We start from the raw sequence: 15736 nt of genomic DNA on the forward strand, positions 1-15736 counted from the left end.
GCCCTCAGCTATCACCATCATGATGCGACATAACAGCGTCGGCGGTCTTTCACCTCCGAATTGGTTGATAGCGCCTCGTGGCGCACACCGGGGAACGCACAGCCCTTGTCACGAGCGACGAGAACTCTTCGGATTCCGGCGGGGAAGCTGCGGGTCTTGCGGCCGATGTCCATCGGCTGCGACTTCTCGCCCAGGATCAGCGGGATGATGCCCGCGTTGCACGCCAGGCGGCGGACCTCTGCGGCGGGGATGCGCTCGCCGTTGTCGAGCATGCCCTGGCCCGCCTGCTTGGCCAGGTCCTCGTAGCGCATCGTCACCGTGAGCGTGACCGGCTCACCACCATGCTCGGGCAACTGGTCGGCGCGCAGCATCAGGTCCACCAGCTCGGCCAGCGCATCGCCCTCACGCTCGGCACGTGACCGCGGGTCGGGGCCTTCCTCGGCCGTGGTGGGGCCGGGCTTGGCCAGCGGGTCCATCAGGGCCCGGTACTTGGCGCCGGTGACCGTGTCCAGCTTCGCCCGGATCTCCAGATAGCCGTTCTTCCAGTGCATCACATGCTGGTTGACCTGCCGCACCGGTTCGGGATCGCGTGGCTCCGGATCGTTCTGCAGGAGCGCGTAGACCAGCTTGCGGCCCATCGTCCGCAGCGCGGCCGGGTCGTGCTCGCGGGCGAGGCCGACCACGGTCTGCTCGATCTCGGCGGGCAGGTCCTTCATGATTTCGGCGACCACCGCGACATGCTCGATCGACAGCGCGCCCTCGGCCGCCGCCGACGCGGTCACCGGCAGCTCAGGCGCGATCTCACTGCCGGTCGGCGTGATCCCCGGTCCCAGCAGTCCGGCATTGGCCACCCACTGCTTGGCGGTTTTCCGGTCCAAGCGGATCGCGTGCTGCAACACCTGAGCCAAATCTTTATAGCCAAGTTCGCTTGCGGCGCCACGCTGATTCAAATCCGCGACCTTGCGCATCACCGCGTAATGACGAGCCCGAATATCCGCCACCTCATCGACGAGAGCGCTCAGCACCTCGCCGGTGGGGAGGAGGGGAAGGTCGGGTTCGATCACGTGTTCTAATCTACCGCAAGATCACGACATAAAAGCAGGTAAAGCGGCACACGAAAGTGTGAACCTTCCGCCCGTGCCTCTCCAGTGACGGCGAAGCCGAGCCTGTAAAGGCCATATACCGGCCCGGTAAGCGGTAGTGAGGTGCCCAGCCCGCGCGATTGGGGCTTGACTTTGAGTGCGAGATTCCACCGTGTTCGGATCGGCCGGGTTCCTTGTGCCCGGCTTGTGAAGGCCGAAAAGCATCTCGCCAGAGGCTCGAAGTCAAGCCCCAATCGCTGTCGTCGCGAAGCGGCGATGAAATGACCCGGCCCGTCATCGGCCCTGAAAGTGACTACGGCCTCTCCTGCTCCTTCGAGTGCAGCTTGCCGTCGCGGAAGCACAGCTTGTAGAGCAGTGAGGCGTCGTGCGACGTCCGGAACCGCGAGCACCCGTCCACGCCGAGCTCGCCGACGCCGTACTCGCCCATCACTTCGTCCTCGGCCGTGACGCCCACCCGCAGCGAGTCGAAGTACGACGCGTTCATCTGCGTGGGGTTGAGCAAGGTGAAGAGCACCAGCACGATGAGCGCCCCGCTGATCGGCAGCAGCGCGAGGAGTCCGAGGCATCCGCCGCCCAGCACGCGCGGCACGGTCAGCACCTCGGCTGCCGGTGGTGGTGGCACCTCCCTGACCTCGGTGACGGCCTGGGACGCGGGTCGCAGCGGCACGTCCGCCGCCACCCGGAAGCCGCCCTCCGGAGGGGCGCCCGCGCTGAACGACCCGCCGAGCAGCCCGACGCGTTCCTCCAGGCCGATCAGGCCGCGCCGGGCGCCCTTGCCGGGGGGCGCGTCGGACGGGCCGTTGAGCACCTGGACGCGTGCGCGTCCGCCGTGGACGGTGACCTGCACTCGGGTGCGTGCGTGGGGTGCGTGTTTGCGGACGTTGGTCAGCGCCTCGCGGACCACTCGGTGCACCGCGCGTCGCGTGCGGGGGTCGGCGCCGTGCAGGTCGTCGCCGGACCAGTCGAGCGTCGCGGACGACCTTGAGACCAGCGCGGTGATGTCGGAGCGGGTGCCGGTGTCCTCGTCGAGCGACTCGGGTTCCGGGTTGGTGCGCAGCACGCCGAGGATTTCGCGCAGTTCGGCCATCGCGAGGGACGAGGTGGTGCGGATCAGCTCGGCTTGTTCGTGCAGCTGCGGGGCCTTTCGCGCGGTGGCGAGCTCCAGTGCCCCGGCGTGGATGGAGATGAGGCTGAGCCGGTGGCCGAGCAGGTCGTGCATCTCGCCGGCGATGTGCGCGCGTTCCTCGGAACGGGCGGAGGCGGCCGTGAGTGCTCGTGCGCGTTCCAAGTACTCGTTGCGTTCCTGCAGCAGCTGCACCATGGGCCGGCGGCGGCCGAGCAGCATGCCGGAGACGGCGGGGAAGATCACGAAGAACGCCGATCCGATGATCCCGCCGAGCAAGCTCTCTCCCAGCGGCTGGCTCTGGTGCACCGCGAGGAGGCCGAACCCGGTCTGCAGCACCGCCGTCACGCCCAGCAGCGCCCACAGCCGGCCGCGCCGGGGGATGCGCCGAGCTGCGGCGAACACGACGAACGTGGTGGTGGCCATCGTCAGCAGGTTGTTGACCGCGAACAGCGGTGTGGTGAGCAGCAGCGCCCACTCCGGTTTGCGCGGAGCCAGCCACACGAGGGCCGCGATCCACACCGCGGACGCGACGGTCAGCGCCGGATGCGGGACCGGGGCGACGGGAGCCACCAACGGCATCAGGCCGACCACGAACGCCAAAACAGGCCAGACGAACCTCAACGGCCCAGCTCCCTCTTCGCCGTCAGCACGCCCCGCTTGTCGAAGCACAGTTCGAAGTCGCGGCTGGACTCGTCCCGCGCGTGGTAGCGGTGGCAGCCGGAGTGGTCCGTCGGCACCCCGAAGCCGTACGTCTCGGTGACTTCCTCGTTGTGTGCGACCGACACCTGGAACGCGTCGAACTCCTGCCGGCTCATCTCGCCGCGACCGAAGATCGCGACGATGAGCACCACGAACGCCGTGCCGAGCGCAGGTACGACCGACAGCGCGGCGAGGCACCCGCTGCCGACCACGCGCGGCACGGTCAGGATCTCGGCGGTGATCGGCGGCGGCGCCTCCGCCACGGCAGCTGTCGCGCCTGTTTCCTCCGGCACCACCGGGTGCGGCGGCAGGGTCGCGGCCACCCGGAACCCGCCCGCGAACGGGCCTGCCTCGAACGTCCCGCCGATCAGCTCGACGCGTTCCTCCAACCCGATGAGCCCGCGCCGGGTGCCGCTGCCCCTGGGTGCGTTGCTGGGACCGTTGACCACCTCGACGAGCACCCGGTCGTCGACGTGCACCGAGACGCGCGTTCGTGCTGACGGCGCGTGCTTGTGCACGTTCGTGAGTGCTTCGCGCACGACCCGATGCACTGCCCTCCGGAGCCGTGCGTCGGCATCGTCCAGATCGTCACCGGACCAGTCCAGGTGCACGGAGACGCCCGCGTCTGCCGAGGCGGCCACGAGCCGTTCGACGTCCGCGCGCGTGCCTGCGTCCTCGCTGGCCTCGGTCGTCCCGAGCACACCGAGGATCTCGCGCAGCTCGTCCATCGCCACGGCAGACGTCCTGCGAATCAGCTCGACCTGTTCGCGCAGCTCAGGGGCCTGCTCGGCAGTCGAACGCGCCAGCTCCCCGGCATGTGCCGTCAGCTGGCGGAGCCGATGGCCGAGCATGTCGTGCATCTCGCTCGCGATGTGCGCGCGTGTGTCCGACCGTGCGGTGCTCGCGGTCAACTCACGCGCGTGTTCCAGGTAGTCGTTGCGCTCCATCAGCACCTGTGTCAACGGCTTGCGCCGGCCGACGAGTCCGCCCGCCACCGCGGGGAAGAGCAGCAGGAACACCACCGAGAACGCGGTGCCGAGCAGGTAGTCGATCAGGCTGTCCCCGGCGCGCCACGCGTGCACCCCGCCGAACACCGCCTGCAGGACCGTCGTGACGCCGATCAACGCCCACAGCTGTCCCTGCGAACGAACGGACCGGGCCGCGCGGAAGACCACGAGCGAGGTCGGGGCGATCGCGAGCAGGTTGTTGACGGCGTTGAGGGGAGCGGTGAGCACGATCGCCCACCGCGGCCAGCGCGCGCTGATCGGCACCAGCGCGGCGGCCCACACCGCGGACGCCGCGATCAGCCACGACGGACTGGGCCTGCCGAGGGGTGCGACCAGCGTCACCAGCGCCAGCAGGAGTGCGCCCGCCGCCCAGAGTCCGTCGCGCAGCCTCACGTTCACGCAGCTCATCTTGACCGAGCCGGTCAGCACGGCCACAGCGCCACCTGTCCCGGACAACCACGCCACCCGGCCACGTCTTTTTTGCGCACGCGGGGGCCTCGCGTGCGCCAGGAGCGCACGAAAGCTCCCCGCGTGCGCATTCCAGTTGAGTGGGTTTGCATGACCGTGCATAATCATGCGTATGACAGTGAGGATCGCGGTCGCGGGCGCCAGCGGGTACGCGGGTGGCGAGCTGCTCCGCCTGCTACTGGCTCATCCGGACGTCGAGATCGGCGCGCTGACCGCGAACAGCAGCGCCGGCGACCTGTTGCTCAAGCACCAGCCGCACCTCCTGCCGCTCGCGGACCGCCGTCTCCAAGACACCACAGCCGAGACCCTCAAGGGGCACGACGTGGTGTTCCTCGCACTGCCCCACGGTCACTCAGCCGAGCTCGCCGAGCAACTCGGCGACTCCGGGGACGACCCAGTAGTGATCGACTGCGGTGCCGACCATCGGCTGACCAGCGCTGATGCCTGGAAGCGGTGGTACGGCGGCGAGCACGCGGGCTCCTGGCCGTACGGGTTACCCGAGCTGCCCGGCCAGCGGGACAGGCTCGTCAACGCCCGCCGCGTCGCCGTCCCCGGCTGCTACCCGACGGTCTCGTCGCTCGCCCTGGCCCCGGCCGTGGACCTGATCGAGGACGAGGTCGTGATCGTCGCGGTCTCCGGCACGTCCGGCGCGGGCAAGTCGCTGAAGCCGAACCTGCTGGGCTCCGAGGTCATGGGCTCGGCCAGCGCGTACGGCGTCGGTGGCGCGCACCGGCACACGCCGGAGATCACCCAGAACCTGAGCGCCGCCGCGGGCAGGCCGATCAAGGTCAGTTTCACGCCGGTGCTCGCACCGATGTCGCGCGGCATCCTCGCGACCTGCACCGCGCAGCTCAAAGACGGCGCAAACGTTCGCGAGGCCTACGAGAAGGCGTACGCGAACGAGCCGTTCGTCCACCTTCTGCCCGAAGGTTTCTGGCCGACGACGAACGCCGTCCTCGGTTCGAACGCCGTCCAGATGCAAGTCACCGTCGACGAGGACCTGAACCGGCTCGTGGTCGTGGCCGCCGTCGACAACCTGGCCAAGGGCACCGCTGGTGCCGCCGTCCAGTGCATGAACCTCGCTCTCGGCCTGCCGGAAACGACCGGCCTCTCGACCGTTGGAGTCGCTCCGTGAACCGCAACAAGGGCGTCACCGGACCTCAGGGCTTCCGGGCCGCCGGGATCGCCGCCGGGATCAAAGAGTCCGGCGCTCTCGATCTCACGCTCGTCGTCAACGACGGGCCTTCTGACGCCGCCGCGGGTGTCTTCACCACGAACAAGGTGAAGGCCGCGCCGGTGTTGTGGTCGCAGCAGGTGATCCAGTCCCGACGACTCACCGCGGTCGTGCTGAACTCCGGCGGCGCCAACGCGTGCACCGGCCCGGAGGGCTTCCAGGACACCCACGCCACCGCGGAGAAGGTCGCCGAGGTGCTCGGCACCGGCGCGGTCGACGTCGCGGTCTGCTCCACCGGCCTGATCGGCGAGCGCCTGCCGATGGACAAGATCCTCACCGGTATCGAGAACGTCGCGAAGGAGTTGGACTCCACGGACCAGGCCGGGCTGAACGCCGCCACCGGCGTGATGACCACCGACAGCCGTCCGAAGCAGTCGTGGAAGGCGTCCGGGCAGGGCTGGTCCGTCGGCGGGTTCGTGAAGGGCGCGGGCATGCTCGCCCCGAACCTCGCCACGATGCTGTCGGTGATCACGACGGACGCGAAGATCTCCGGCGAGCAGCTCGACAAGGCGTTGCGAGAGGCCACCTCGAAGACCTTCGACCGCCTCGACGTCGACGGCGGCACGTCCACCAACGACACCGTGCTCGTGCTGGCGTCCGGTGCTTCCGGCGTCGAGCCGTCGTTCGAGGACTTCACCGCGCTGCTGACCGAGGTCGCGGGCGACCTGGTCAAGCAGCTGCAGGGCGACGCCGAGGGCGTGACCAAGGAAATCAGCATCACCGTCAAGCAGGCGGCCACCGAAGCCGAGGCCGTCCTGATCGGACGGACGGTCGCCGAGGACAACCTGGTGAAGACCGCGCTGTTCGGCAGCGACCCGAACTGGGGTCGCATCGCGATGGCGCTGGGCCGCGCGGACGCCCAGATCGACCCGGACGTGCTGCAGATCCTGATCAACGGCGTGTCGTTGTACCGCAACGGAACCCGCGACCGCGACCGAAGTGAGGCCGACCTGTCCGGCCGCGAGATCGAGATCGTCATCGACCTCAACGCCGGTGACGCCGAGGCCACGGTCCTCACCACGGACCTGTCCCACGACTACGTCGAAGAGAACAGCGCGTACTCATCATGAACGCACAGGAGAAGGCGGCGGTCCTCGTCGAGGCGCTGCCGTGGTTGCAGCGCTTCCGCGGCGCGATCGTCGTGGTCAAGTACGGCGGCAACGCCATGGTCGACGACGAGCTGAAGAAGGCGTTCGCCGAGGACATGGTGTTCCTGCGGCTGTGCGGGCTGCGTCCGGTCGTCGTGCACGGCGGCGGTCCGCAGATCAAGTCGATGCTCGACCGGCTCGGCATCCACAGCGAGTTCCGCGGCGGCCTGCGCGTCACGACGCCCGAGGCCATGGACGTCGTGCGGATGGTTCTGGTCGGTCAGGTCGGACGTGAGCTCGTCGGGCTGATCAACCAGCACGGTCCTTATGCCGTCGGCATTTCCGGTGAGGACGCGCACCTGTTCACGGCCACGCGCCGCGGTGCTCTCGTCGACGGCGAAGAGGTCGACATCGGTCTCGTCGGCGACATCACCGAGGTGAACCCGGACTCGGTGCTCGACATCGTGCGTGCGGGCCGCATTCCGGTCGTGTCGTCGGTGGCGCCGGACGTCAACGGTGTGCCGCACAACGTGAACGCGGACACGGCGGCGGGCGCGCTGGCGGTGGCGTTGGGCGCGGAGAAGCTCGTCGTGCTGACCGACGTCGAGGGCCTGTACGCGAACTGGCCGGACAGGTCGTCGTTGCTGGACCAGATCCGCGCCTCCGAGCTGGAGAAGATGCTGCCGGACCTGGAAAGCGGCATGGTGCCGAAGATGGAGGCCTGTCTGCGCGCGGTGCGGGGCGGGGTCCCGCAGGCGCACGTGATCGACGGCAGATTGGCCCACTCGGTGTTGCTCGAAGTCTTCACCTCCTCTGGTGTGGGCACGATGGTGTTGGGGGACAAGTGACTTCGCGGTGGCAACAGTCCATGATGGACAACTACGGCACCCCTCAGCTCGCGCTGGAGCGCGGTGAGGGCGCCTACGTCTGGGACACCGACGGCAAGCGCTACCTCGACCTGCTGACCGGTATCGCGGTCAACGCGCTGGGGCACGCGCACCCGAAGGTCGTCGAGGCGGTCACGCGGCAGATCTCCACGATCGGCCACACGTCGAACCTGTACGTGAACGAGCCCGCCCTGCAGCTGGCCGAACGGCTGCTGGACCTGTCCGGTGTGCCCGGCAAGGTGTTCTTCTGCAACTCGGGCGCCGAGGCGAACGAGGCGGCGCTGAAGATGTCGCGCCGCACCGGCCGCACCAAGGTCGTGGCGACCATCGGCGGCTTCCACGGACGCACGATGGGCGCGCTGTCGCTGACCGGCCAGCCCGCCAAGAAGACGCCGTTCGAACCGTTGGTGCCGGGCGTCTCGCACATCCCGTTCGGTGACGTGGCCGCTCTCGAAGCCGCGATCGACGACGACACGGCGGCGTTCATCGTCGAGCCGATCCAGGGCGAGCAGGGCGTGGTCGTGCCGCCGGAGGGCTACCTCCAGGAGGCGCGGCGGATCACGGCCGAGCACGGCGCGTTGCTGATCCTGGACGAGGTGCAGACCGGCATCGGCCGGGTGGGCACGTGGTTCGCGTTCCAGCAGGCCGGGATCGTGCCGGACGTCATCACGCTGGCCAAGGGCATCGGCGGCGGTCTGCCGCTGGGCGCGACCATCGGGTTCGGTGCCGCGGCGGACCTGTTCCAGCCCGGACACCACGGCACCACGTTCGGCGGCAACCCCGTGTGCTGCGCGGCCGCTCTCGCGGTGCTCGACACGATCGCCTCGGAAGGCCTGCTGGAGCACGCCTCGTCCGTGGGCAAGGAGATCGCGGCCGGAGTGGAGGCGTTGCACCACCCGGCGATCTCCGGAGTGCGGGGAGCCGGGCTGCTGCTCGGCATCACGTTGCGCGAGGCGGTCTCGGCGAAGGCCGCGGCGGTCGCGCAGCAGGCCGGCTACCTGATCAACCCGATCCAGCCCGACGTCATCCGCCTGGCGCCGCCGCTGATCCTGGACGAATCCGACGCGCAGTCGTTCGTGGCCGCGCTGCCGACTTTCTTTGAGGAGCAGGCGTGAGCCCCAAGCACTTTCTCCGTGACGACGACCTGACGCCGGACGAGCAGGCGGCCGTGCTCGACCTCGCGGACACCTACAAGTCGGACCGGTTCACCGCGAAGCCGCTGGCGGGCCCCAAGGCCGTCGCCGTGATCTTCGAGAAGAACTCGACCCGCACGAGGCTGTCGTTCGAGGTCGGCATCGCGCAGCTCGGCGGCAATCCGGTGATCATCGACGGTCGCTCGATGCAGCTGGGCCGCGAGGAGACGATCGAGGACACGTCCCGGATCCTGTCCGGATATGTCGACGCCGTGGTGTGGCGGACGTTCGCGCAGGCGCGCATCGAGGCGATGGCCAGCGTCTCCCGAGTTCCCGTGGTCAACGCGCTGACCGACGAATTCCACCCGTGCCAGGTTCTCGCCGACCTCCAGACGATCCGTCGCCGGTACGGCAAGCTGGCCGGTCTGACGTTGACGTACCTGGGCGACGGCGCCAACAACATGTCGCACTCGCTGCTGCTCGGCGGCGCCACGGCGGGTATGCACGTCCGCATCGGCGCGCCCGCCGGTTTCGTGCCGAACCCGCAGTTCCTGGAGGACGCCAAGAAACGCGCCGCCGAGACCGGTGGCTCGGTGTCGTTGATCAGCGACCCGCTCGAGTCCGTCGACGGCGCCGACGTGCTGGTCACCGACACGTGGACGTCCATGGGCCAGGAGAACGACGGCAAGGACCGCGTCGGCCCGTTCCGGCCGTACCAGGTGAACGCCTCGCTGCTGGCCGCCACGGGCAAGCCCGACTCGACCGTGCTGCACTGCCTGCCGGCGCACCGCGGCTGGGAGATCACCGACGAGGTGCTCGACGGCCCGCAGTCGCTGGTGTGGCAGGAGGCCGAGAACCGCCTGCACGCCCAGAAGGCGCTGCTCGTGTGGTTGCTGGAGCAGTCGTCGTGACCCGCACCGCACGGCAGGGCCGCATCGTCGAGATGGTCAGCCAGCTCGTCATCCGCAGCCAGTCCGAGCTCGCGAAACTCCTGGCCGCGGAAGGCATCGAGGTCACCCAGGCCACGCTGTCGCGCGACCTGGACGAGCTCGGCGCGGTGAAGCTGCGCGGCCCCGACGGCGGTGCGCCGATCTACGTGATCCCCGAGGACGGCAGCCCGGTGCGCGGCGTGCAGGGCGGCACCACGCGGCTCGCCCGAGTGCTGGGCGAGCTGCTGGTCTCGACCGACTCGTCCGCGAACCTGGCCGTGCTGCGGACCCCGCCCGGCGCCGCGCAGTTCCTCGCCTCGGCCCTGGACCGCGCGGCGCTGCACGAGGTCGTCGGCACGATCGCCGGTGACGACACGATCCTCGTCGTGGCCCGCGAACCGATGACCGGCGCCGAGCTCGCCGAGCGGATCGCCTCGCTGGCCTCGGGTTCCGGCGATGAATGACCCCGTGCACGCCGTCCTGAGGTTCGACGACGGCGTGCCGGTGGCGGTGGACGGCGAGACGCTGACCGTGCCCGAGGCGATCCGCGAGCTCAACTTCCGGGCCGGGGTCGTGCGGTCGAGCCTCGGATCCGTGGCGTTGCGGGTGGCGCGCGCGGCTCTCGGACCCGGTTCCGGCGAGGTCGACATCTCGCTGTACGAGGGCCGGGTGGTCGGCCTCGTCTGCCGTTCGGAAGAATCCCTGACGACTTCGCTAGCTGAGAGTTGCGTGCAATGAGTTCTTTGTGGGGTGGCCGGTTCGAGTCGGGGCCGGCCGAGGCGATGGCCCGTCTGTCGCTGTCGACGCATTTCGACTGGCGTCTGGCGCCGTACGACATCGCCGGCTCGCGCGCGCACGCCCGTGTGCTGCACGCGGCGGGTCTGCTGACCGACGAAGAGCTCGCCGGCATGCAGAAGGCGCTGGACGAGCTGCTGGCCGACGTCGAGTCGGGCGCGTTCACCCCGGTCCTGGAGGACGAGGACGTCCACACGGCGCTGGAGCGCGGCCTCATCGACCGCGCCGGGGCCGAGCTGGGCGGCAAGCTCCGCGCCGGCCGTTCCCGCAACGACCAGGTCGCGACCCTGTTCCGCATGTGGCTGCGCGACGCCGCCCGCCGCGTCGCCGCCGGTGTGCTGGACGTCGTCGACGCGCTCGCGGCGCAGGCCGAGACGCACTTCGGCGCCGTGATGCCCGGCCGCACCCACCTGCAGTCCGCGCAGCCCGTGCTGTTGTCGCACCACCTGCTGGCACACGCGCACGCGTTGCTGCGCGACGTCGACCGCCTGCACGACTGGGACGAGCGCGCCGCGTTCTCCCCGTACGGCTCCGGCGCCCTGGCCGGCTCGTCGCTGGGCCTCGACCCCGCGAAGGTGGCCGCCGACCTGGGCTTCTACGCCCCCGTCGAGAACTCCATCGACGGCACGGCCGCGCGCGACTTCGCGGCCGAGATCGCGTTCGTGCTGGCGATGATCAGCGTGAACCTCTCGCGGGTGGCCGAGGAGGTCATCATCTGGACCACGGCCGAGTTCCGGTTCGCGGTGCTGGACGACGCCTGGTCCACGGGCAGCTCGATCATGCCGCAGAAGAAGAACCCGGACGTGGCCGAGCTGGCCCGCGGCAAGTCGGGCCGCCTGATCGGCAACCTGGCGGGTCTGCTCGCGACGTTGAAGGCCCAGCCGCTGGCCTACAACCGCGACCTGCAGGAGGACAAGGAGCCGCTGTTCGACTCGGTCGAGCAGCTGGAGCTGCTGCTGCCGGCGTTCGCGGGCATGGTGGCGACGCTGAAGTTCGACGTCGAGCGCATGGCGTCGCTGGCCCCCGCCGGGTTCACGCTGGCCACGGACATCGCGGAATGGCTGGTGCGCCAAGGCGTTCCGTTCCGCGTGGCGCACGAGGCAGCCGGTGCCTGCGTGCGTGCCGCGGAGTCCCGCGGCGTCGGCCTGGAGGAGCTGACCGACGCCGAGTTCGCCGCGATCTCGCCCGCGCTGACCCCCGAGGTCCGCTCGGTGCTCACCGTCGAGGGCTCCATCGCGTCCCGCAACGCCCACGGCGGCACCGCACCGGAACGCGTGCGCGAGCAACTGGACGCGTTGCTGGCCCGCGTGGCGGAGGCACGTGAGTTCTAGGCAGCTGACCAGGCAGGAGCTGGCCGTCGACCCGGTCGACGCCGCCCAGCTCCTGCTGGGTTCTTTCCTGGAAGCGGGCGACGTGCGCGTGCGCATCGTCGAGGTGGAGGCCTACCGGGGCGGCGACGACCCGGCGTCCCACTGCTACCGCGGCAAGACCCCGCGCAACGAGGTCATGTTCGGACCGGCGGGCTTCCTGTACGTCTACTTCGTCTACGGCATGCACTTCTGCGCCAACGTGGTGTCGCTGACCGACGGCGTGCCCGGGGCGGTCCTGTTGCGCGCGGGGGAGGTGGTCGACGGCGAGGACGTCGCGTTCTCCCGGCGCCCGGCCTCCCGTTCGGTAGCCGAACTGGCCAAGGGACCTGCGCGGCTGTGCAAGGTCCTCGGCCTGGACCGCTCGCAGAACGGCGTCGACCTGACCTCGCCCGGCTCGCCGGTGCGGTTGTACGCGGGCGAACCGGCGACCGAGGTCCGTTCCGGCCCGCGCGTCGGGGTCGCGGTGGCGATGGACGTGCCGTGGCGGTTCTGGATCGACTCGCCGGCGGTGTCGACGTACAAGCGCGGAGGGAAGCGCCGCAGGTCAGCGTGACAACCGGTGGAGCGCCTCCCGGAACTGCCGCTCCAGCGCGGGATCCACCTCGAACACCAGCGGCACGGTCATCGTGAACGGCTCCCCGGCGGTCCTCCGTTCGACCAGCGTGTCCGCGATCTTGTTCAGGTTCTGCGCCACCTCGTGCATGGCGCGCAGCTGCTGGTCGGCGAACCGCGCCTGCAGCCGAGCGGCCTCACGGGCCTGGTCGTCGGCGTAGCTGGTGCCGTGGATGTCCCGCGCCCACTCCAGGATCTCGTCGAAGGTCCGCACGAACAGCTCGCCGAGGTGCACGATCCGGTCCGGATCACCCGGTGGCCCGAACGCCGCCTCCTGCGTCTCCTCGGTGAACACCGTCTCGACCGCGACCTTCACGATCTCGTTCAGCAGCACGTTCCGGTCCTGGATGAGCCCGAACCCGCTGCCGTGCTCGACGGTCCCGTTGCGCGGCGCGTACCGCAGGAAGTGCTCGCGGTACTTGCCCTCCAGCTTCTTCAGCCCCTGCAGCACCACGCCGACGTACAGCAGGTACTCCCAGCCGTGCGGCTTCTCCTGCGCGAGCGCAGCGACGGCCTGGGGTGTGATCGGGGCGCGCGTGGTGAACGCGGCGCGGTGCTGGGCCAGCTTCTCCACGACCGCCTGCGCGATGACGTCCACCGTGTGCTTGCGCAGGTCCAGGAACCCGATGGTGGACAGCAGCCCCGGCACCTCGGTGTCGTCGAGCTTGATCGGCAGCACGTACTCGTTCTGCAGCTCCAGCGCCCGTGCCTGCGCGGTCCGTCGTTCGTGCTGCGCCCACTTGTGGCCGACGTAGTGCCGTGACGCGAACATCAGCACGTACCGGACCTTGTGCGTCAACGTCTCCACGATGTGTTCGACGAGGTCCAGGCCCCAGCGCGCCACGACCTGGTCCTCGTCGTAGTAGACCTTGACGCCGAGCTCCTCCAGCCGCCGCACGATCGGTTCGACCTGCGTGCGGTCCTGCTCGGCGAACGACGGGGCGACGTCGAACTCGTACTCGGCCACCCCGCCATTCTTTTACGGCCGTACGGTCCGGCGGTACCAGGCGCGCCGGTGCTCGGCCGGCAGTGCCAGCCGTGTGATCAGGTTGGTCAGCAACGAGCCGATGACCAACCACAGGATCGCGGCCAGGCCCTCGTTGAAGAGCACGGCCATCTTCTGGTTGCCCGGCGTGAAGAGACCGTCCAGGCCCAGGGTGATCCCGCTCGCCCAGCCCGCGACGAACTGGAAGAACCCGTTGCCGGCGTTCGCGTCGGCCACGACCAGGAAGATGTGCACGAACAGCACGATGGCGAACACCCAGCACACGACATCGATGACTGCGCAGATGGTCTGCACCGTCCGTACCCTGCGGTAGGCGTCGTCGCGTTCGACGACCTCCTCCACCACCGGCTCGTTCACGCGCGGCATGCGCTCAGTGGGCCGCCGCAACTCGTCACGTGGCTCCGTCATAAGGGCCGGTTACCCGTGCGCGCACCGGGTGGAAACCCGTTCGACCTGGTAGGCGACAATGAGGGGCGTGAGCGAGCACATCCTTGACGAACTTGCCTGGCGCGGCCTGATCGCGACGTCCACCGACCTCGACGCACTCCGGAAGGACCTGGACGCCGGCCCGCTCACCCTCTATTGCGGTTTCGACCCGACGGCGCCGTCGCTGCACGCCGGCAACCTGGTCCCGCTGCTGATGCTCAAGCGCTTCCAGATGGCGGGCCACCGGCCGATCGTGCTGGCGGGCGGTGCCACGGGCATGATCGGCGACCCGCGCGACACCGGTGAGCGCACGCTCAACTCGCTGGACACCGTCGCCGAGTGGGCCGACCGGATCCGCGGCCAGCTGGAGCGGTTCGTGCACTTCGACGACTCGCCGACGGGCGCGATCGTCGAGAACAACCTCAACTGGACGGGCCAGGTCAGCGCGCTCGAGTTCCTGCGCGACGTCGGCAAGCACTTCTCGGTCAACGTCATGCTGTCCCGCGAGACGGTGAAGCGGCGCCTCGAGACCGACGGCATGTCGTACACCGAGTTCAGCTACGTGCTTCTGCAGTCGAACGACTACCTGGAGCTCAACCGCCGGTACGGCACCGCGCTGCAGATCGGCGGCTCCGACCAGTGGGGCAACATCGTCAGCGGCGTCGACCTGGTGCGCCGGGTCGAGGGCAAGCAGGTGCACGCGCTGACCGCGCCGCTGGTCACCGACGCCGAGGGCCGCAAGTTCGGCAAGTCCACCGGCGGCGGGCGCGTCTGGCTCGACCCGGAGATGACCTCGCCGTACGCCTGGTACCAGTACTTCGTGAACGTCGACGACGTCACCGTGCTGAACTACCTGCGCCTGTTCACGTTCCTCTCGCGGGAGGAGCTGGAGGAGCTGGAGAAGCAGACCGCCGAGGCGCCGCACCTGCGCACCGCGCAGAAGCGGCTCGCGCAGGAGTTCACGGACCTGGTGCACGGCGAGCGCGCCACGCAGCAGGTGCAGCTGGCCTCCTCCGCCCTGTTCGGCAGGGCCGAGCTGCGCGAGCTCGACGAGTCGGTGCTGGAGGCCGCGCTGGCGGAGGCGCCGAAGGGCTCGGCGCGCCTGGCCGACGAGCCCACGATCGTCGACCTGCTGGTGGCGTCCGGACTGGCCGACAGCCGGGGTGCCGCGCGGCGCACGGTCAACGAGGGCGGCGCCTACGTGAACAACGCGAAGGTGACCGACGAGGAGTGGAAGCCGTCGTCGTCGGACCTGCTGCACGGCAAGTGGCTGGTCCTGCGTCGCGGCAAGCGCAACAACGCGAGCGTCCAGGTAGAGGTCTGACCTGCGCGTTCTGGTCCCCGAAGGCCGTCGATCCCACTGCGGGTCGGCGGCCTTCGATCTTTCTCGCTGTGATCGCGGTCACAGTGTGCTGGGGATCGGGCCTGCGATAGCGTGTTCACGGGTCCTGTATGGGGCTGCTGACCTGCGGTTTCTTAATCGCAGGCGGCCAGACTGCCCCCGATTTGACCCCGAGTTGGCGTGCGTGTAACTTTCTCTCTGCCAGCGCGGAACGGGCCGGGAACACCGGAACGGAGTGCGGCGAGGGTCACGAACCAAGCTTCCACGGACTGTGGTAGAGTGGGTGACCGCGAAACGATGAAGACCCAGCCGGTAGCTCGTCTGAGCTCAGAGGCCAAGGGCGTCGGAAGTTTCAAACCAAAAGCTTAAGTACGACACAGCCTCGGATCGAGTCGCCGTGTGGCGGCCCGTGATGATGAGCGCGTGTTCTTTGAGAACTCAACAGCGTGCCGAAACACAGCCAGTAATATGAATACCCCTCGTCGGGGTATTCCTTTGAGTAAGTTGGACC

15 protein-coding genes are annotated in these 15736 nt (G+C 69.3%); 10 read left to right on the plus strand and 5 right to left on the minus strand.

Annotation, left to right across the window (positions count from 1 at the left end):
* Positions 1 to 17: 17 nt before the first annotated feature.
* The 3 genes from ABZV40_RS44575 to ABZV40_RS44585 form a co-directional block, all read right to left on the minus strand.
* The gene (locus ABZV40_RS44575) at positions 18 to 1064 is read right to left on the minus strand and encodes a DUF222 domain-containing protein (protein WP_355456064.1); all 1047 of its coding nucleotides are present in this window, start codon (positions 1062 to 1064) and stop codon (positions 18 to 20) included.
* A 331-nt stretch (positions 1065 to 1395) separates the two neighbouring features.
* Positions 1396 to 2850 carry a histidine kinase gene (locus ABZV40_RS44580; RefSeq protein WP_355456066.1) on the minus strand — a complete coding sequence of 485 codons (1455 nt, stop codon included), beginning with the start codon at positions 2848 to 2850 and terminating at the stop codon, positions 1396 to 1398.
* Positions 2847 to 4370, minus strand: coding sequence for a histidine kinase (locus ABZV40_RS44585; RefSeq protein WP_355456068.1), 1524 nt, complete (start codon positions 4368 to 4370; stop codon positions 2847 to 2849). Before ABZV40_RS44585 ends, ABZV40_RS44580 begins: the two co-directional genes overlap by 4 nt.
* A 145-nt stretch (positions 4371 to 4515) precedes the next feature.
* On the opposite strand from ABZV40_RS44585, the gene argC reads away from it, so the two are divergent.
* The 9 genes from argC to ABZV40_RS44630 are packed head-to-tail and all read left to right on the plus strand — an operon-like array spanning position 4516 to position 12392.
* A complete protein-coding gene (gene argC, locus ABZV40_RS44590) occupies positions 4516 to 5538 on the plus strand; it encodes an N-acetyl-gamma-glutamyl-phosphate reductase (RefSeq protein WP_355456070.1) in 1023 nt (340 codons plus the stop codon).
* Positions 5535 to 6707 (plus strand): bifunctional glutamate N-acetyltransferase/amino-acid acetyltransferase ArgJ, encoded by a 1173-nt coding sequence (gene argJ / locus ABZV40_RS44595; protein ID WP_355456072.1) that lies wholly within the window; start codon positions 5535 to 5537, stop codon positions 6705 to 6707. The genes argC and argJ overlap by 4 nt, the downstream gene beginning before the upstream one ends.
* The gene (gene argB, locus ABZV40_RS44600) at positions 6704 to 7573 is read left to right on the plus strand and encodes an acetylglutamate kinase (protein WP_355456074.1); all 870 of its coding nucleotides are present in this window, start codon (positions 6704 to 6706) and stop codon (positions 7571 to 7573) included. Before argJ ends, argB begins: the two co-directional genes overlap by 4 nt.
* Before the next feature lie 20 nt (positions 7574 to 7593).
* Positions 7594 to 8727, plus strand: coding sequence for an acetylornithine transaminase (locus ABZV40_RS44605; RefSeq protein WP_355456091.1), 1134 nt, complete (start codon positions 7594 to 7596; stop codon positions 8725 to 8727).
* Positions 8724 to 9656 carry an ornithine carbamoyltransferase gene (gene argF, locus ABZV40_RS44610; protein WP_355456076.1) on the plus strand — a complete coding sequence of 311 codons (933 nt, stop codon included), beginning with the start codon at positions 8724 to 8726 and terminating at the stop codon, positions 9654 to 9656. The genes ABZV40_RS44605 and argF overlap by 4 nt, the downstream gene beginning before the upstream one ends.
* Complete coding sequence (locus tag ABZV40_RS44615) at positions 9653 to 10138, plus strand: arginine repressor (protein WP_355456078.1); 486 nt, start codon at positions 9653 to 9655, stop codon at positions 10136 to 10138. The genes argF and ABZV40_RS44615 overlap by 4 nt, the downstream gene beginning before the upstream one ends.
* The gene (locus ABZV40_RS44620) at positions 10131 to 10412 is read left to right on the plus strand and encodes an argininosuccinate synthase (RefSeq protein ID WP_355456080.1); all 282 of its coding nucleotides are present in this window, start codon (positions 10131 to 10133) and stop codon (positions 10410 to 10412) included. The genes ABZV40_RS44615 and ABZV40_RS44620 overlap by 8 nt, the downstream gene beginning before the upstream one ends.
* Complete coding sequence (argH, locus tag ABZV40_RS44625; protein ID WP_355456082.1) at positions 10409 to 11800, plus strand: argininosuccinate lyase; 1392 nt, start codon at positions 10409 to 10411, stop codon at positions 11798 to 11800. Before ABZV40_RS44620 ends, argH begins: the two co-directional genes overlap by 4 nt.
* Complete coding sequence (locus tag ABZV40_RS44630) at positions 11790 to 12392, plus strand: DNA-3-methyladenine glycosylase (protein ID WP_355456084.1); 603 nt, start codon at positions 11790 to 11792, stop codon at positions 12390 to 12392. The genes argH and ABZV40_RS44630 overlap by 11 nt, the downstream gene beginning before the upstream one ends.
* Here ABZV40_RS44630 and ABZV40_RS44635 read toward each other — a convergent pair.
* Both ABZV40_RS44635 and ABZV40_RS44640 read right to left on the minus strand, forming a co-directional pair.
* Positions 12384 to 13418, minus strand: a complete 1035-nt coding sequence (locus tag ABZV40_RS44635) for a TIR domain-containing protein (RefSeq protein WP_355456085.1) — start codon at positions 13416 to 13418, stop codon at positions 12384 to 12386. The two genes, ABZV40_RS44630 and ABZV40_RS44635, sit on opposite strands and share 9 nt — an antisense overlap.
* Before the next feature lie 12 nt (positions 13419 to 13430).
* A complete protein-coding gene (locus ABZV40_RS44640) occupies positions 13431 to 13823 on the minus strand; it encodes a hypothetical protein (RefSeq protein ID WP_355456087.1) in 393 nt (130 codons plus the stop codon).
* Positions 13824 to 13932: 109 nt separating this feature from the next.
* Between ABZV40_RS44640 and tyrS the strand changes: the two genes are divergently transcribed.
* Complete coding sequence (gene tyrS / locus ABZV40_RS44645; RefSeq protein ID WP_355456089.1) at positions 13933 to 15207, plus strand: tyrosine--tRNA ligase; 1275 nt, start codon at positions 13933 to 13935, stop codon at positions 15205 to 15207.
* The last annotated feature ends 529 nt before the right edge of the window (positions 15208 to 15736 follow it).

It is taken from the genome of Lentzea sp. NPDC004782 (assembly GCF_040609115.1).
Lineage (GTDB): Bacteria > Actinomycetota > Actinomycetes > Mycobacteriales > Pseudonocardiaceae > Lentzea.